The sequence below is a fragment of the Nocardioides sp. LHD-245 genome, from assembly GCF_030929495.1.
Lineage (GTDB): Bacteria > Actinomycetota > Actinomycetes > Propionibacteriales > Nocardioidaceae > Nocardioides.
The window spans coordinates 1-14,523 of sequence record NZ_JAVFWN010000010.1; the positions used below are offsets into that span (position 1 = coordinate 1).

General features: G+C 68.7%; 14 protein-coding genes. 1 reads left to right on the forward strand and 13 read right to left on the reverse strand.

Annotated features, from left to right (window positions below; all coding sequences use genetic code 11):
- Positions 1–194 precede the first annotated feature (194 nt).
- A complete protein-coding gene (locus tag RB608_RS15010) occupies positions 195–2,186 on the reverse strand; it encodes an FAD-dependent oxidoreductase (RefSeq protein ID WP_308088802.1) in 1,992 nt (663 codons plus the stop codon).
- 134 nt (positions 2,187–2,320) lie between these two features.
- Here RB608_RS15010 and RB608_RS15015 point away from each other — a divergent pair, with 134 nt between their 5' ends.
- Positions 2,321–2,959, forward strand: a complete 639-nt coding sequence (locus tag RB608_RS15015) for a GntR family transcriptional regulator (protein ID WP_308088803.1) — start codon at positions 2,321–2,323, stop codon at positions 2,957–2,959.
- Positions 2,960–3,041: 82 nt separating this feature from the next.
- Here RB608_RS15015 and RB608_RS15020 read toward each other — a convergent pair whose 3' ends face one another.
- The 12 genes from RB608_RS15020 to RB608_RS15075 all read right to left on the reverse strand — a co-directional run bounded on the left by RB608_RS15020 (position 3,042) and on the right by RB608_RS15075 (position 14,522).
- On the reverse strand, positions 3,042–3,758 hold the full coding sequence (locus RB608_RS15020) for an ABC transporter ATP-binding protein (protein WP_308088804.1): 717 nt from the start codon (positions 3,756–3,758) through the stop codon (positions 3,042–3,044).
- Positions 3,755–4,552, reverse strand: a complete 798-nt coding sequence (locus tag RB608_RS15025) for an ABC transporter ATP-binding protein (RefSeq protein ID WP_308088806.1) — start codon at positions 4,550–4,552, stop codon at positions 3,755–3,757. The genes RB608_RS15020 and RB608_RS15025 overlap by 4 nt, the downstream gene beginning before the upstream one ends.
- Complete coding sequence (locus tag RB608_RS15030) at positions 4,539–5,435, reverse strand: branched-chain amino acid ABC transporter permease (protein WP_308088807.1); 897 nt, start codon at positions 5,433–5,435, stop codon at positions 4,539–4,541. Before RB608_RS15030 ends, RB608_RS15025 begins: the two co-directional genes overlap by 14 nt.
- On the reverse strand, positions 5,428–6,318 hold the full coding sequence (locus tag RB608_RS15035; protein WP_308088808.1) for a branched-chain amino acid ABC transporter permease: 891 nt from the start codon (positions 6,316–6,318) through the stop codon (positions 5,428–5,430). Before RB608_RS15035 ends, RB608_RS15030 begins: the two co-directional genes overlap by 8 nt.
- Before the next feature lie 31 nt (positions 6,319–6,349).
- Positions 6,350–7,519: an ABC transporter substrate-binding protein gene (locus RB608_RS15040; protein WP_308088809.1), complete on the reverse strand. Its 1,170-nt coding sequence runs from the start codon at positions 7,517–7,519 to the stop codon at positions 6,350–6,352.
- A gap of 77 nt (positions 7,520–7,596) precedes the next feature.
- A complete protein-coding gene (locus RB608_RS15045) occupies positions 7,597–8,352 on the reverse strand; it encodes a 3-oxoacyl-ACP reductase FabG (RefSeq protein WP_308088811.1) in 756 nt (251 codons plus the stop codon).
- Positions 8,349–9,617, reverse strand: coding sequence for an FAD-dependent oxidoreductase (locus RB608_RS15050; protein ID WP_308088812.1), 1,269 nt, complete (start codon positions 9,615–9,617; stop codon positions 8,349–8,351). The genes RB608_RS15045 and RB608_RS15050 overlap by 4 nt, the downstream gene beginning before the upstream one ends.
- Before the next feature lie 21 nt (positions 9,618–9,638).
- Complete coding sequence (locus RB608_RS15055; protein ID WP_308088813.1) at positions 9,639–10,028, reverse strand: RidA family protein; 390 nt, start codon at positions 10,026–10,028, stop codon at positions 9,639–9,641.
- Between the two features lie 33 nt (positions 10,029–10,061).
- The gene (locus RB608_RS15060) at positions 10,062–10,814 is read right to left on the reverse strand and encodes a hypothetical protein (protein WP_308088814.1); all 753 of its coding nucleotides are present in this window, start codon (positions 10,812–10,814) and stop codon (positions 10,062–10,064) included.
- Positions 10,811–12,256 (reverse strand): dihydrolipoyl dehydrogenase, encoded by a 1,446-nt coding sequence (gene lpdA / locus RB608_RS15065; protein ID WP_308088815.1) that lies wholly within the window; start codon positions 12,254–12,256, stop codon positions 10,811–10,813. Before lpdA ends, RB608_RS15060 begins: the two co-directional genes overlap by 4 nt.
- Positions 12,257–12,270: 14 nt before the next feature.
- Complete coding sequence (locus RB608_RS15070; protein WP_308088817.1) at positions 12,271–13,542, reverse strand: dihydrolipoamide acetyltransferase family protein; 1,272 nt, start codon at positions 13,540–13,542, stop codon at positions 12,271–12,273.
- Complete coding sequence (locus RB608_RS15075) at positions 13,539–14,522, reverse strand: alpha-ketoacid dehydrogenase subunit beta (RefSeq protein ID WP_308088818.1); 984 nt, start codon at positions 14,520–14,522, stop codon at positions 13,539–13,541. Before RB608_RS15075 ends, RB608_RS15070 begins: the two co-directional genes overlap by 4 nt.
- Between the last annotated feature and the right edge of the window lies 1 nt (position 14,523).

A 14,523-nucleotide genomic window follows, 5' to 3' on the forward strand; every position in this document is an offset into this window, starting at 1 on the left:
GTGACCTCCCCAGAGCCATTCTCGACGCCACTCCCCGAACCAACCGGGATGACCATGCAACCCTGGAACCTCAGCTGCGTAGTGGCTCCACGCCGCCGATGTCCCTTACATGAGCCCGCCCCTCGGGCCCTGGCCGCCCGGACTCGACCGGGACCTGTCCGGCGCGAGACACCCCGGCGACCTTCGGCGCGACCTCAGGCCTGCGACAGGGACAGACGGGCGTCGAGGATCGCCTGCTCGATGCTCCGGGGCGCGTAGGCGTCGCCGACGGTCACGACCACCGCGTCGGCGACGGCGAGCAGCTCGTTCATCGAGGCGTTCGGCATCGGCGCACCGATCCACACGAGCGTGTCGACGTCGGTCAGCAGCTGGGTCGCACGGGTGTAGCCACGCCGTACGACGAGCGCGGACGGCTCGGACCCGACGATCTGGGTGACGGCCATGAAGTCGACGCCGCGCTCGCTGAGCGCCTGGTACTCCAGGCGCCAGTTGGTGACCTCGATCGCCGCACCCGCGTACGGCTCCGGAGTCAGGTAACGCACCTCGCAACCCTTCTCGGCGAGCACCCGGGCCGCGTTGAAGCCCGGCCAGTCCCCGACCGCGTCGAACACGACGACGCGTCCGGTCAGCTCGCCACGGAGCGCTTCGTCGATGCCGACGACGCGCACGTCGACGTGCAGCTTCTGCACGGCCGGATCCTTGAACCCGGCGTCCGGGGTCGGGCCGGCCGCATAGGTCGCCCCCGTCGCGACGACGACGAGCTCCGGGTGCAGGTCGGCGAGGGCTCCCGCGGTCGCCTCCACACCGGTACGGATGTCGACTCCGAGTACGCCGCACTCCTGCTCGAGCCAGTCGACCAACGAGGAGAGCTCTCCACGCCCCGGCGTCCTCGACGCGACCCGCGCCTGGCCGCCGACCTTGTTCTCGCGCTCCAGGACGGTCACCTGGTTGCCGCGGACCGCAGCCACCCGGGCGGCCTCCAGCCCGGCGGGACCGGCCCCGACGACCACGACCCGACGGCCGTCCGCCGCCGGCTCGACCTCTTCGGGCAGGTCGAGCTCGTGCCCGACGCGGGGGTTGTGGATGCACCGGATGCCGTGCCCCGCCTCGAGGCTGTCCATGCAGTTCATCGCGCCGATGCACGGGCGGATGCGCGAGGTCCGGCCGGTTCGCGCCTTCTCCGGCAGGTGCGGGTCGGCGATGAGGCCACGGGCCATGACGACGGCGTCGCACGCCCCGGCCTCCAGGAGGTCTTCGGCCGTGCGCGGGTGGTTGACGCGGCCGACCAGGAACACCGGGACGTCGATGACGTTCTTCACCTGGCGGCCGTACTTCTGCCACAGGCCGGGCGCGAACGTCATGTTCGGGATGTTGCGGGCCGTGTTGAGGGCGTCGGTGTAGTGGCCCATCGTGAGGCTGACGTAGTCGAGGAGCTCCCACGTGCCGACAGTGCCGATGATCTCGGCCATGTCCATGTCGTCGAGCTCGCCCTGGTCGAGGCCGGCCGCGGTCATCCGGGCACCGACGGCCAGGTCGGGACCGGCGGCCTCCCGGACGGCGCGGGCGATCATCTGGGCGAATCGGAGGCGGTTCTCCAGCTCCCCACCCCAGTCGTCCCGGCGCAGGTTCGTCCTGGGCGACATGAACTGCTCCACGAGGTTGCCGTGCGCGAAGTGCAGCTCGATGCCCGAGAGTCCTCCTTCACGGCAGCGGCGCGCGGCCGCGGCGAACGAGTCGACGATGGCGAGGATCTCGGCCTCGGTGAGCGCGTGCGCGACGCGCCACCGGCCACCCAGGTAGCTCGCGGGAACACTCGACGGCGCCACGAACACCTCCGCTCCGCGGCCGGTGTACTCACTCTGGCTGCCGGGGTGGAACAGCTCGGCGCTGTAGAAAGCGCCGTACCGGCCGACGGCGGCCGCAACCGCCTGATAGGCCGGCACGACGCTGTCGTCGGAGTTGTACAGGTCCAGGTAGTCACCGGTCACGGACGTCGCCTGGGACACGATCAGCGCCGCGCCTCCTTCGGCGCGTTCGCGGTGGTACTCGACGAGCTGGTCGGTGTAGGCGCCACGCCTCGCGAACCCTGTCTGATGGGCCGAGTTCACGATGCGGTTCTTCAAGGTGAGCGGTCCCACCTGGAGCGGCGAGAACAGGAGGGGGTACTCGGGGTGGCGCTCGTCCATCAGCTGGCCTTTCGAAGGGAACGGCGGAGACACCTGCGGCACGGTCGATGCTGCATGCAAGTCTGCATTCACTACAACATACAGTAAGATCGGTCTCGGTATCCTGCAACTCGGCCTGGAAGGCATGCGAACTGATGACCGAAGTCGCGCTCTCGCTCACGGAAGAGGCACACCGCCGGATCCGTACGGACATCATCGAGGGCCGCATCCGCCCCAACGTCCACCTCGTCGCGAACGACCTCGCGCAGCAGTTGCAGATCTCCAGAACCCCCATCCGCGAGGCACTCCAACTTCTCGCCAACGAAGGGCTCGTGGTCGCCACCAAGCGCGGCTTCGTCGTACGGGAGCACTCCGCGGAGGAGATCCGACTCATCTACGAGGTCCGTGCCGCACTCGAGGAGATGGCCGCCCGTCTGGCCGCGCTCCGCGCCACCGACGAGCACATCACCGCCCTGGAGAAGCTCGGTGCGCACACCAAGGCCGCGGCGGAGAGCCCCCGCGACGTGATCGTGGACCTGAACGACGCGTTCCACGAGGCGATCATGATCGCTGCCGGCAACCCGCGGCTGGCGAACATCAACGCCAGGAACTCCGAGCACTTCTTCAACTACAACATCGCCAAGCTGTACTCGCACGAGGAGGCGGCTCTCGCGATCGCCGAACACGAGGCGATGCTCAAAGCCATCAAGAAGCGCGACCCCGACGCCGCGGCGAGGGCTTCGCGCGAGCACGTGCTGAACGCGCTCGAGGTCACTCTCCAGAAGTTGCGCTGAACGCCGTCGACGGGCCGGGCGGACCAGCAGCGCCTTCGCGACCTGAGCTGGGGAGACCCCGAGTGCTCCGACGGCTCCGACGTCACGCGGCTCCCAGGTAGAGGCGTCCGACGGTCGGGTCGCTGAGGATGTCCCGAGCAGGGCCGTGCATCGCGAGCTCGCCGGCGACCAGCACCACGCCGAAGTCGGAGATCTCCAGCGACTGCACGGCGTTCTGCTCGACGAGGAGCACCGTGACGTCGTGCAGGTCCCGCGTGTTGCGGACCGCGTCGAACATCGAGTCCATCATCGCCGGCGACAGGCCGGCGGAGGGTTCGTCGAGAAGCAGGGTCGTCGGGCTGGTCATCAACGCTCGGGCGAGCGCGAGGAGCTGACGCTGACCGCCCGAGAGGGACTCGGCGCGGATCCGGCGCTTCGCTGCCAGGTCCGGATAGGTGTCGAGCAATTCGGAGATACGCCGGCGTTGCTGCTTGCGAGGCACGCGAGCTCCACCGACCTCGAGGTTCTCCATGACGGTGAGCGGCCCGAAGACGTTGGCGACCTGGGGGACGAACGCGACCCTGTGCTCGATCACTCGACGGTGGGCCGAGACACCTCGCACCTCGGCTCCGTCGACCACGATGGAGCCCGTGGTCTGCGGGGTCTGACCCACGACCGAGCGCAACAGCGTGCTCTTCCCGGACCCGTTGGGGCCGATGACCGTGGCGATGGCCTTGGTCGGCACGTGCATGTCGATGTTCCGGACGACGGGGACGTCCTGGACGTAGCCGGCGGTCACTCCGCGAAGCTCGATGCTCATGACAGTGTCCTCCTGTCGGCGCTCTCCACGACGGCCCTGCTGCCGCTTCGACCGAGGTACGCCTCCAGAACCTCTGGATGGTCCGAGAGCTCGGCGGGTGCGCAGCTGGCGATGATGGCTCCCCGGTCGAGGACGTAGACGCGGTCGCAGACGTCGGAGATGAACCTCATGTCGTGCTCGACGGTCAGCAGGGTGACTCCTTCGGTCTGGAGCTTGCGGAGGTGCTCGGCGAGCTCGACGCGCAGGCTCGGGTTCACGCCGGCGGTCGGCTCGTCGAGCATGAGGATCTTCGGATCGCCCATGAGCGCCATGCCGAGGCTCAACAGCTTCTGCTGACCTCCGGAGAGCTTGCCGCCGGGATGGCCGGCCAGCTTGTCGAGCTTGATGCGCTCGAGGATGGACCAGGCCTTGTCGACTGCGTCCGCCTCCTCCTCACGGACCCGCTTCCAGGAGACGAGCGAGTGCCGGATGGTCTCGCCTCGGACGAGGTGACCACCCGCGAGCATCAGGTCCATCACGGACATCTTCGTGGGCAGGTTCGCGTGCTGGAAGGTTCGGACCAGACCGAGCTTGGCGACGTCCCACGGCTCCTTGCCGGTGACGTCCTTGCCCAGCAGCAGCACACGGCCGGCGTCCGGCCTCTCGAACCCCGAGCAGCAATTGAGCGCCGTGCTCTTGCCCGAACCGTTCGGACCCACGAGTCCCACCGACTCCCCGGCCCGAACCTCGATGGAAGCGCCGTCGAGGGCGGCGATCCCGGCGAAGTGCTTCTTGATGCCTTCAACGACGAGCATGGGCTGCCTTCACCTTCTCCGGCACGAGCCCCTCGGTGCGGACCAGCAGGAATCCGAGGAGGACGACTCCGATGACGAGGATGCGGATGCCAGCGGCCTGGTCGGCGGAAACGTCGATCCAGTCGCGGACGAAGCGGGTTCCGTCGTACAGGACGGTGATGAGAACGGCACCGACGACGGCACCGGTGGTGTTCCCGAGTCCGCCGACCACGACCATCGTGAAGATGAGGAAGGTGGCGAACGGGAGGAGCTGGCCGGGGCCGATGAACGAGATGTACATCGCGTAGAAGCCGCCGCAGACCGAAGCCATGACGGCAGAGAGAGCCATCACGCGGACCTTCGCGCTGACGACGTTGTGGCGCAGGCTCGCTGCCAGATCCGGGTTCTCGCGGATGAGGACGAGAACCCGGCCGTACTGGCCGTTGCGCACGCGCCGGGCGACCAGGTAGGCGATGCCGAGGACCACGACGATCGTGGCGAACGTGGCCGCCTCGCGTGCCGTGGTCGACATGCCGGTCCAGATGCCGCTGACGGCGCTGAGGCCCTGGGCGCCGCCGGTGAACCCGTCCTGGTTCAGCGCCACGAGTCTCACGAGCTCGGCAAGCGCGAGAGTCGCGATCGCCCAGTAGTCGCTCGCGAGGGTCCGGCCCAGTCGACCGACCAGCGCGCCGGCGGCACCGGCCAGGACCGCACCGACGAGGAACCCGACGATCCACGGCACGTCGTGACTGTCGAGGATCGCGACGCTGTAGGCACCGATGCCGACGAAGGCGACCTGGCCGAAGTTCAGGAGGCCGGTGACGCCGACCTGCAGGTTGAGGCTGAGCGCGTTGATCGCGTAGACAGCGGCGAGGATACCGACACCGAGGAGGTACTCAACCACGACGAACCGCCCTTCCCATGAGGCCCTGGGGACGGAATGCGAGCATCACGACCAGGAGTGCGAATCCGACCGCCGGGCGGTAGCCCACCTCGAGATGGTGAGTGCCACCGACGATGGCGCCCCAGTCGATCTGCAGCACGAGAGACTCGGCGCATGCCAGGGCGTAGGCGGCGATGACCGCCCCGGCGATGGAGCCGAGGCCGCCGACGATCGCCGCGGCGAAGACCGGCAGCAGCAGGTTGAAGCCGAGTTCGATGCCGACCGCGGAGTCGATGGACAGCAGGATGCCGGAGACCGCGGCGAGACCGGCCGAGAGCATCCAGACGATGTCCACGACTCGCCCTCGGTTGAGCCCGGACACATCGGCCAGCTCTGGGTTGGCGGCGACCGCTCGCACGGCACGACCCAACGACGTGAACTTCAGCACGAGCGCCAGCAGGGCGAGCAGACCGAGCGAGATGCACACCAGCCGAATCTGGCTCGGCGTGATGAGCGCGCCGTGGAAGTCGATCCCTCGCTCGAGGGGGGTCGGCAGGTACCGCGGACGGGAACCGTAGAGGAGTTGCAGCGTCGCCCTGATGACGATGGCCAGCGCGAGTGAGCCGATGAGCGCGATCATCGGTCCCGAGCGCAGGAGCCGGCGGAACAGCAGCCGGTACAGCACGACTGCCAGGACCGCCACCAGGGCGACCCCCAGGGCGGAACTGAGCAGCAGGCCCAGTCCCGCCCCGGTGAGGGCGACGGCCGAGTACCCGCCGAGGGTGGCGAACTCGACGTGGGCCACGTTCGCGAACCGCAGGGTGCCCTGGATCAGGGTCAGCCCCACCGCGAGCAGGGCGATGATGCTGCCCCGCACCGCTGTGTCCACCAGTACTTCAACCATCGTTGCTCCTCAGCTCGGTCGACCGTGTCCCCTACTGGGGGACGATCTCGCCGTTCTTGACCTCGGCGATGACGTACGGCTGCTCGGAACGCTGGCCGTCGGGGTCGAGGACGATCGGGCCGGTCACACCCTCGTACGTCTTCGAGATCTCGGTCAGCGCCGCGGCGATCGCCTCCGGGTCCGCCGCGTTGGCCTTGTTGATCGCCTGGGCGAGCATCATGGTCGCGTCGTAGGCGTAGCCGTTGAAGGACGAGATGAACTTCTCGCCGTAGGTCTTCTCGTAGAAGTCGGCGTAGGCCTGGCCGTTCTCCGAGGTGGAGTTCACGTCCATGCCGATGCGACCCTCGACCGACTTCGGATCGGCGTCGGGCACGTCCTGGGACAGGTAGATGTCGAAGACCGGCTGGTCGGTCATGCCGAGCTCGTAGATCTCCTTGTTGATGACGGTGCCGTCCTTGCCGTAGGTGGTGATCACGTAGGCGTCGGGCTTGGAGTCCTTGAGGCGGTTCAACTCCTGGCGGTAGTCGGACTGACCCTCGGTGTAGACGCCACTGGTGGTGACGGTGCCGCCGAGCTCCTTGAAGGCGTCGGACACCGAGCTGACGATGCCGGTGCCGTATGAGTTGTTCGGCGCGAGGATCGCGATGGACTCGTATCCCTTGTCCCACAGCGCGTCGGCGGTGAAGGCGCCGGCAACGTCGTCGAGACCGATGGTCGAGAACTGCAGGCTGCCGGTGGTGCGGAGCTCGATGGAGGAGCTGCCGGGGTTGACGCCGACGACGCTCTGACTCTCCAGATACTGCTGCATCGGGATCGAGTTGCCCGAGGAATACTCGCCGATGACGGCGGGGACCTGGGCGACGCTGACGAGCTTCTTCGCGGCCTGTATGGCGGCGTCGGCGGTGCCTTGGGAGTCCTCGATGTCGACGACGAGCTTCTTGCCCATGACACCGTCGCCCTCGTTGATCTTGGCAACCGCGAGCTCGATGCCCCGCTGCTGGTCCTTGCCGATGGTGGCGTTGGTGCCGGTCAGCGGCAGGACAGCCCCGATCTTGAACTCACCCTCGAGGCTGGTGTTCGCCGACGGAAGGTCGGCCTTCTTTTTCCCGCTGTCGTCCGACCCGCAGGCAGACAGCGAGAGCGCCAGCACGAGCGGGACCGCCAGGCCCAGTGCTCGGGCCTTGATTCGGCGACGGTGCATCTCTCCTCCTTCGTAGGAATGCAGTGCCTGCATTCGATTCTCGCGACCCGAACTGGTGGGCCCGTCTCCCGAGCTCGCTAGGGGCAGTCGCCGTTCACGGTGAAACCGCCATCGACGGCGAGGATCTGCCCGGTGATGTAGGACGCCGCATCCGACGCCAGGAAAAGCACGACCGCCGCGATCTCGTCGGTCGCTGCCAGACGTCCCATCGGGATGCGCCCGATGAGACCGTCTTCGTCCAACCGACCTTCGTCGAAACCGGACTGGACCATGTCGGTCGACGTCCACCCGGGAGCGACGGAGTTGACGCGAACTCCTCGCTTGGCCCACTCGACGGCCAGCGTTCGGGTCATCCCGGAGAGGCCCGCCTTCGCGGTGGTGTAGGAGACCCGGCCGGAGATTCCGGTACTCGATGCGACGGAGCCGACGTTCACGATGGCTCCGCGCCCCTTGGCGAGCATCCCTCGTGATGCGGCACGGGAGCACCAGAAGGCACCGTTCAGGTCGGTGTCGATGACTTCGAGCCAGTCGTCGTCGCGGAGGTGCTCGGCGTCTCCGCGGATGATGACGCCGGCGCAGTTGACCAGGACGTCCACGGTCCCGATGCTCGCTTCGACGTCCGCGAACACGCTGTCGACGGAGTCGGCCCGGCCGACGTCCATCTTTCGCGCGTGCGCGCTGAACCCCTGGTCGCCCAGTTCGGCGACCTCGGTCCGCAGCGCGGCTTCGTCGCGACCCGTGACGATGACCTCGTATCCGGCCCGGGCGAGCTGACGGGAGATGGCCCGGCCGATCCCCTTCGCGCCGCCGGTGACGAGTGCGAGCCCGGTCATCTGCCCTTCCTCCTGGTCCGGACGACGAACGGATCCATGTCCAGCGCGGGTCGGCGACCAGCGATGGCGTCGGCGAGCAAGAGGCTCGAACCGCAGGCCATGGTCCAGCCCATGTGGCCGTGGCCGGTGTTGTAGTAGAGGTTCGAGTGCTTCGTGCCACGACCGATGATGGGTGGGCCGTCGGGGGTCATGGGTCGCATGCAGGAGCGGACCTGGGCTCCGTCCCAGTCGGCGGCTCCCGGGAACAGCTCTCTCGCGGTCTTGAAGATGTTGTCGAAGTCGCTCGGTACGTGGCTGCGGTTGTACCCGTCGAACTGCGCGGTCGAGGAGATGCGCAGGGTGTCGCCGAGGCGCGACCAGGCGACGAGGGTCTTCTCATCCACGCCGCCGACGGTCGGCGTCGCCGAGTCGTCGAGGACCTGGGCGGTGATGGAGAAGCCCTTGGCCGGGAACACCGGGATGTCCTGGCCGATCGTGCGCGAGATGATCGGACTCTGGATACCGGCGGCGAGGACGAACTGGTCCGCGGCGAGCTCCCCCTGGTCGGTGACGAGGGTGGTCACCTTGCCGCCCTGCTCGACGAATCGGAGAGCGGAGACCCCGAGGAGGAAACGGACCCCGAGCTTCTCGCGGCAGACGCGGGCGAGCTCGGTGGTGAACTTCTCGGAGTTGCCGCTGCCGTCGCTGACGCCGTGGATGGCGCCCTTGACGACCTCGGCGGCGTTCTTGAACGCCGGATCCAGCGCGACCAGGTCGTCGGGAGTGAGGCGCTTGACAGGCTGGCCGTGTTCGGCCACGAGCGCCATCTTGTCGAGACCGACCTCGAGCTCGTGCTCGTCGCGGTACAGGTAGACCGCCCCCTTCTTCACGACGTCGTAGAGCAGCCCTTCCGCTTCTTCGAGGCGGTACATCTCGGCCTGGCTGTACTGGGCGAGCCCGAGCTTGACGACGGTGTTGGCGCGGGCGCGCTTGGTGGTGCACTCGCGCATGAACTGCATGCCCCACCACAGGAACCTGGGGTCCAGGCTGAGCTTGACCCGGATGGCGGTGGCTTCGCCCATGAGCGATCTGACCAGCATCTTCGGCGCCTGGGGCGAGGCCCAGGCGAAGGAGTGGCTGGGCGCGATGAGGCCGGCATTGCCTCCCGTGGCGTCGGTGCCGAGCTCACCCGCCTTGTCGACGACGGTCACCTCGTGTCCGTCGCGCGCGAGGTAGTAGGCGGTGGTCACACCGACCACGCCTCCGCCGACGACGACTGTCCTCATGGGTGTGGCGTCCGTTCGTTCTCAGTTGCGGGCGATCGCGGTGGACTGGACCTCGACGACGAGTCCGTCGATCAGCAGGCCGGCGACGACGGCTGCGCGTGCGGGGCGGTGGGCGCCGAACTTCTCCACCCAAGCCTTGTTGAAGCCGGGCAGGTGCTTGAGATCCGGGACGAAGACGGTGGCGGTGACGATGTCGTCGAGGGTGCCGCCGACGTCGGCGAGGACGCGAGCGACGCGGTCGAGGGTGACGAGGGTCTGCTCGTAGGCGTCGCCGGGGGCGACGACCTCGTTGTCGTCGTCGAGGGCCACCTGGCCGGCGACGAAGACGAACCCGTTCGCGACGGTGGCCTGCGAGTACGGGAACAGGGCCGGGCCGAAGGTGCTCGGGTTGACGATCTGGATGTCGCTCATGGGAGTTGGTCTCTTTCCTCTGTCGATTTCGTTTCAGTAGATGCCGGAGTAGGTGCGCGGGTTGACTGCGTGGTGGACGTAGTCGATGAAGGACGCCCAGTCGTAGACGGGAAGGCCGGTGGCGGCACGGATGGCGGCGGAGTACGCCGGGAGGTCCGAGCACTCGGTGACGATGGCGCCGATGTCGGGGTTGCTCCGCTGCAGCTCACGTGCGCCTTCGACCACCTCGTCGGCGAATCGGAGCGGTTCCATCTCGCCGACCTCGTCGAGGATGACCTCACGGAAGTGGTCGTAGCTCTCGAGGCCCTGGACGACGATGCGGTCGGTGTCGGTGAACCCGACGCCTTCGAGGAGGGCGGGCGTCACGGCTGCCGCGTTGGCGGACAGGACTCCGACGCGACGGTCCGGGCCGACCATGCGGGTGACCATGTCCAGCTGCAGGAGGCTGGAGAGGAACACCGGGACGTTCACCGCCGCGGACACCGCCTCTTGGAAGACGGCCATGAATCCGCAGTTGGAGGTGATGGCGCGTACGCCTTCGGTCTCCAGTCCCTGGGCCGCGGTGAGGATGAGGTCGGTGAACTTGGCGCCGTCTCCGCGCAGGATGTCCGCGCCGATGAGTCCCTGGACCTCGACGTACCGCATCGGGAAGCTGAACGTGCCGACGTGGTTGAGGTCGCCGGGGACGAACGGGATGTTCCACTGCGCGCACAGCATCCCGATGGGGTAGCCGTTCGCGATCTGGCCCTTGCGGGCGCGGACAGTCGCGGGCAGGTCCTGGTTCATGCCGCTCCCCCGTCACTGCCGCGGCGCTTGGGACCGGGGATGTGGAGCGGCCGGCCGAGCGCGACGAGAGCTGCCTCGTGGTGGATCTCGGCCATCGTCGGGTGGGCGTGGATGGTGCCGGCGAGGTCGTCGAGGTGGGCGGCCATCTCGATGGCGAGTGCGGCCTCGGCGATGAGCTCGCTGGCGTGCGGGCCGACGACGGTGGCGCCGAGAACGACGCCGGTGCTCTGGTCGTACACATACTCGACGAAGCCCGTGCTCTCCCCCATGGTGCGGGCGCGCCCCGAGGCGGAGATGGGGAACGTCGCTCGTGCTGCCGGGTGCCCGGCTTCCTCGGCGCCGACGGCCGTGAGGCCGGCTTGCGCGACCTCGGGGTCGCTGAAGACGACGGCAGCGATGGTGGCCGGGTCGAACAGCTCGCTGTGCCCGGAGAGAACCGCGGCGGCGACGTGCCCCTCGGCGCTGGCCTTGTGCGCCAGGGACGGACCGGGGGCGATGTCGCCGATGGCAGCGACTCGGGGGGTGACCAGAAGATCGGTGCCGACCCGAAGGCGTCCGTCGGGTCCTGGGGCGACATCGAGCGCCTCGAGGCCGAGGTCGTCGGTGTTCGGGACGCGGCCGACGGCGACGACGACGAGCTCGACGTCGAGCTCGACGGGGCCGTTCGACCCGTCGACCTGAAGGTGTGTTCCGGTGTCTCCGGTGACCTTGGCGTTCGTCAGGACCTCGACGCCGAGCTCCTTCACGTGCTCGGCGATCAGGGTTCCGATCTTGGCGTCCATCGTCGGCAGCAGCGTGTCCAGTGCCTCCACGATGGTGACCGCCGAACCGAGCTTGGCGAGCGCGGTGCCGAGCTCGAGGCCGATGTACCCACCGCCGACGACGGCGACGCTCTTCGGCAGCTCGGAGAGCTCGAGCGTCTCGGTCGAGGAGACGATGCGCACGCCGTCGAACGGGAGGTGCTCGAGCTCGACGGGACGAGAACCGGTCGCGATGATGCAGGACTTGAACTGAAGGTGCGTCGGGGGTCGATCGGGGTCGGTGACGAGTGCGCCCTGGTCGGGGCGGGTGAAGCGGAACCAGCCGCGCCGGACGTCGACGCCGGCTCGTTTCAGCAGGCCTCGCACGCCGCCGTTCAGTCCGCCGACGACGTCGCGCTTCCAGTCCTGGAACTTCACGAGGTCGACGGTGCCGGCGCCGGCGGGGCCGCCGCGGCCATGCCATGCGGACTGACTGTGCACGTGCGACGCGAGCTCGATGAGCGCCTTGGACGGGATGCACCCCACACGGACGCAGATGCCACCCAAGCCGTCTTCGCCGTCGGCGTCGACCAGGACGACGTTGCGGCCGAGCTGTGCTGCCGCGATGGCGGCGACGTAGCCTCCCGGGCCGCCGCCGACGACGAGCAGGTCGACGCCTTCGGGCATCTCTCCGACAACCATGACCTTCTCGTCTCCTAGGACAGCAGCAGTAGGGGCTGGGCGACCGCGGCGGCGACCGCATTGACGAATCCGGCGAGGTGCGCGCCGTCGTTGATGCGGTGGTCGGCGGCGACCACGATGGGGAGCACCGGTCGCACGACGGGCTTGCCGTCGACGGCGACGACCTTCTCGCTGATGCGGCCGAACCCGGCGATGCCGACCTCGGGAGGACGGATGACGGGGTTGCCCAGCCAGGTGCCGAAGGAGCCGAAGTTCGTCACGGTGAAGGAGCCACCCGTCAGCTCCTCCGGGGTGGCGGTTCGGGTGCGGGCCCTCGCGGCGAGCCGTTCGACCTCGTGGGTGAGCTCGGTGAGATCGAGCAGGTCGGCGTCGCGGATGACCGGGACGATGAGGCCATCGTCGGTCGCGGTGGCCATGCCGAGGTGCACTCCGGCGTGCTTGATGAGGGTCGCGGTCGCGGCGTCGAACGTGGCGTTCATCGACGGCTGAATGGCCAGTGCCCGCATGACGGCCTTAAGGAGGAGCGGGAAGACCGAGAGGCGTACGCCGCCGGCCTCGAAGGTCGGCTGGAGTGCGGTTCGGGCAGCGAGCAGGTTGGTGGCGTCGACCTCACGGAACTCGGTGACGTGCGGGATGCTCAGGGCCTCGGTCATGGACCGTGCGATCGATCGCCGCAGGCCGCGGAGTTCGACGACCTCGTTCGCGCGGCCGGCCACTGCCCGCGCGGCCGGGGCGGCCCCGGCCGCCATCCCGGAGGAACCGTCGGCCGAGGGCTGGTCGCCCAGATCGCTCTCGAGGATTCGGCCGTGCGGTCCGGACCCGATGAGCGTCGAGAGGTCGATCCCTCGCTGGACGGCGATACGCCGCGTGCGGGGGCTCGCCATCGGACGGCGCCGAGGAGCCGCGGGGTTCGACGCTGCGACGAGGAGGGCTGCGCCGCGGTGAGCGGTGGTCGCTGGGACGGGGACGCCGACGCGTGCCGGCGCGGGGGAGGCGGCGGGCGAAGCGGCACCAGGCTCGGCGTGCTCGGGCGGGAGGGCGCCCGGGTCTCCGATGATGGCGAGGAGCTCCTCGACCTTGGCGACCTCGCCGGCCGGAACGCACTGCTTGAGCAGCGTGCCGGTCGCCGGCGCCGGGATCTCGACGATGGACTTGTCGGTCTCGACCTGGACCATCGGGTCGTCTTCGTGGATGGGTTGTCCCACCTCGACGAACCACTCGAGGACCTCGGCCTCAGCGATGCCCTCGCCGACATCGGGCATGTCGAACTCGATGGGCGCGGTCACGGCGCGACCTCCATCAGGGCCGTGACCTCGCGGACGACACGCGCCTGGTCGGGCACGTAGGCCTCTTCGATGCCGGCGAGCGGGTAGGGGGTGTCGGGTGCGGTGATCCGGTGCACCGGAGCGAGGAGGTCGTAGAAGCACTCCTGCTGGATGGTGGCCGCGAGCTCGGCCCCGAACCCGCCGGTCAGCGGGGCCTCGTGGAGGATCACGGCCCGACCGGTCGCGGAGACCGCATCGGCCACCCCCGTGACGTCGAGCGGAACGAGGGAGCGCAGGTCGAGGACGTGGGCACTGATGCCGTCCGCCGCGAGCTCGTCGGCAGCCTTGAGGGCGAGTTGGACCGCCGCGGACCAGGCGACGATCGTGACGTCGGTGCCCTCGCGCACGACCTGGGCCTTGCCGATCGGGACGGTGAAGCGATCCTCGGGAACCTCGTCACGCTGCAGGCGGTAGCCCTTGAGCGGCTCGAGGTAGAGCACCGGGTCGTCGGTGTCGAGGGCCGCGTTGAGCAGGCCCTTGGCGTCATGGGCGGTGGAGGGTGCGACGACCTTGAGCCCGGGACAGTGGGCGTAGAACGCCTCGAACGCATCGGAGTGCAGCTCCGGGGTGCGGACTCCGCCGCCGAACGGCGCACGGATGACCATCGGAACGGAGTGACGTCCGGCCGAGCGGTACCGGAGCCGAGCGACCTGCTGACCGATCTGGTGGAAGGCCTGGTGTCCGAAGCCGAGGAACTGGATCTCGACGACAGGCCGCATGCCACTCATGGCCAGGCCGAGGCCCGCGCCGACGATGACCCCTTCGGCGAGGGGCATGTCGACCACTCGGTCGGCACCGAACCTGGCCTGCAGGCCCTCGGTGGCCCGGAAGACACCGCCGAGCTGTCCGACGTCCTCGCCGATCACCATGACGCGCCCGTCGCGAGCCATCTCGTCCGCAAGGGTCTCGCGAATCGACTCGACCATGGTCTTGACGGCCACT

Coding starts and splice junctions, on each gene's coding strand:
- RB608_RS15010 (WP_308088802.1), bottom strand. CDS start 2,186: ATGGACGAGCGCCACCCCGAGTACCCCCTCCTGTTCTCGCCGCTCCAG.
- RB608_RS15015 (WP_308088803.1), top strand. CDS start 2,321: ATGACCGAAGTCGCGCTCTCGCTCACGGAAGAGGCACACCGCCGGATC.
- RB608_RS15020 (WP_308088804.1), bottom strand. CDS start 3,758: ATGAGCATCGAGCTTCGCGGAGTGACCGCCGGCTACGTCCAGGACGTC.
- RB608_RS15025 (WP_308088806.1), bottom strand. CDS start 4,552: ATGCTCGTCGTTGAAGGCATCAAGAAGCACTTCGCCGGGATCGCCGCC.
- RB608_RS15035 (WP_308088808.1), bottom strand. CDS start 6,318: ATGGTTGAAGTACTGGTGGACACAGCGGTGCGGGGCAGCATCATCGCC.
- RB608_RS15040 (WP_308088809.1), bottom strand. CDS start 7,519: ATGCACCGTCGCCGAATCAAGGCCCGAGCACTGGGCCTGGCGGTCCCG.
- RB608_RS15045 (WP_308088811.1), bottom strand. CDS start 8,352: ATGACCGGGCTCGCACTCGTCACCGGCGGCGCGAAGGGGATCGGCCGG.
- RB608_RS15050 (WP_308088812.1), bottom strand. CDS start 9,617: ATGAGGACAGTCGTCGTCGGCGGAGGCGTGGTCGGTGTGACCACCGCC.
- RB608_RS15055 (WP_308088813.1), bottom strand. CDS start 10,028: ATGAGCGACATCCAGATCGTCAACCCGAGCACCTTCGGCCCGGCCCTG.
- RB608_RS15060 (WP_308088814.1), bottom strand. CDS start 10,814: ATGAACCAGGACCTGCCCGCGACTGTCCGCGCCCGCAAGGGCCAGATC.
- lpdA (WP_308088815.1), bottom strand. CDS start 12,256: ATGGTTGTCGGAGAGATGCCCGAAGGCGTCGACCTGCTCGTCGTCGGC.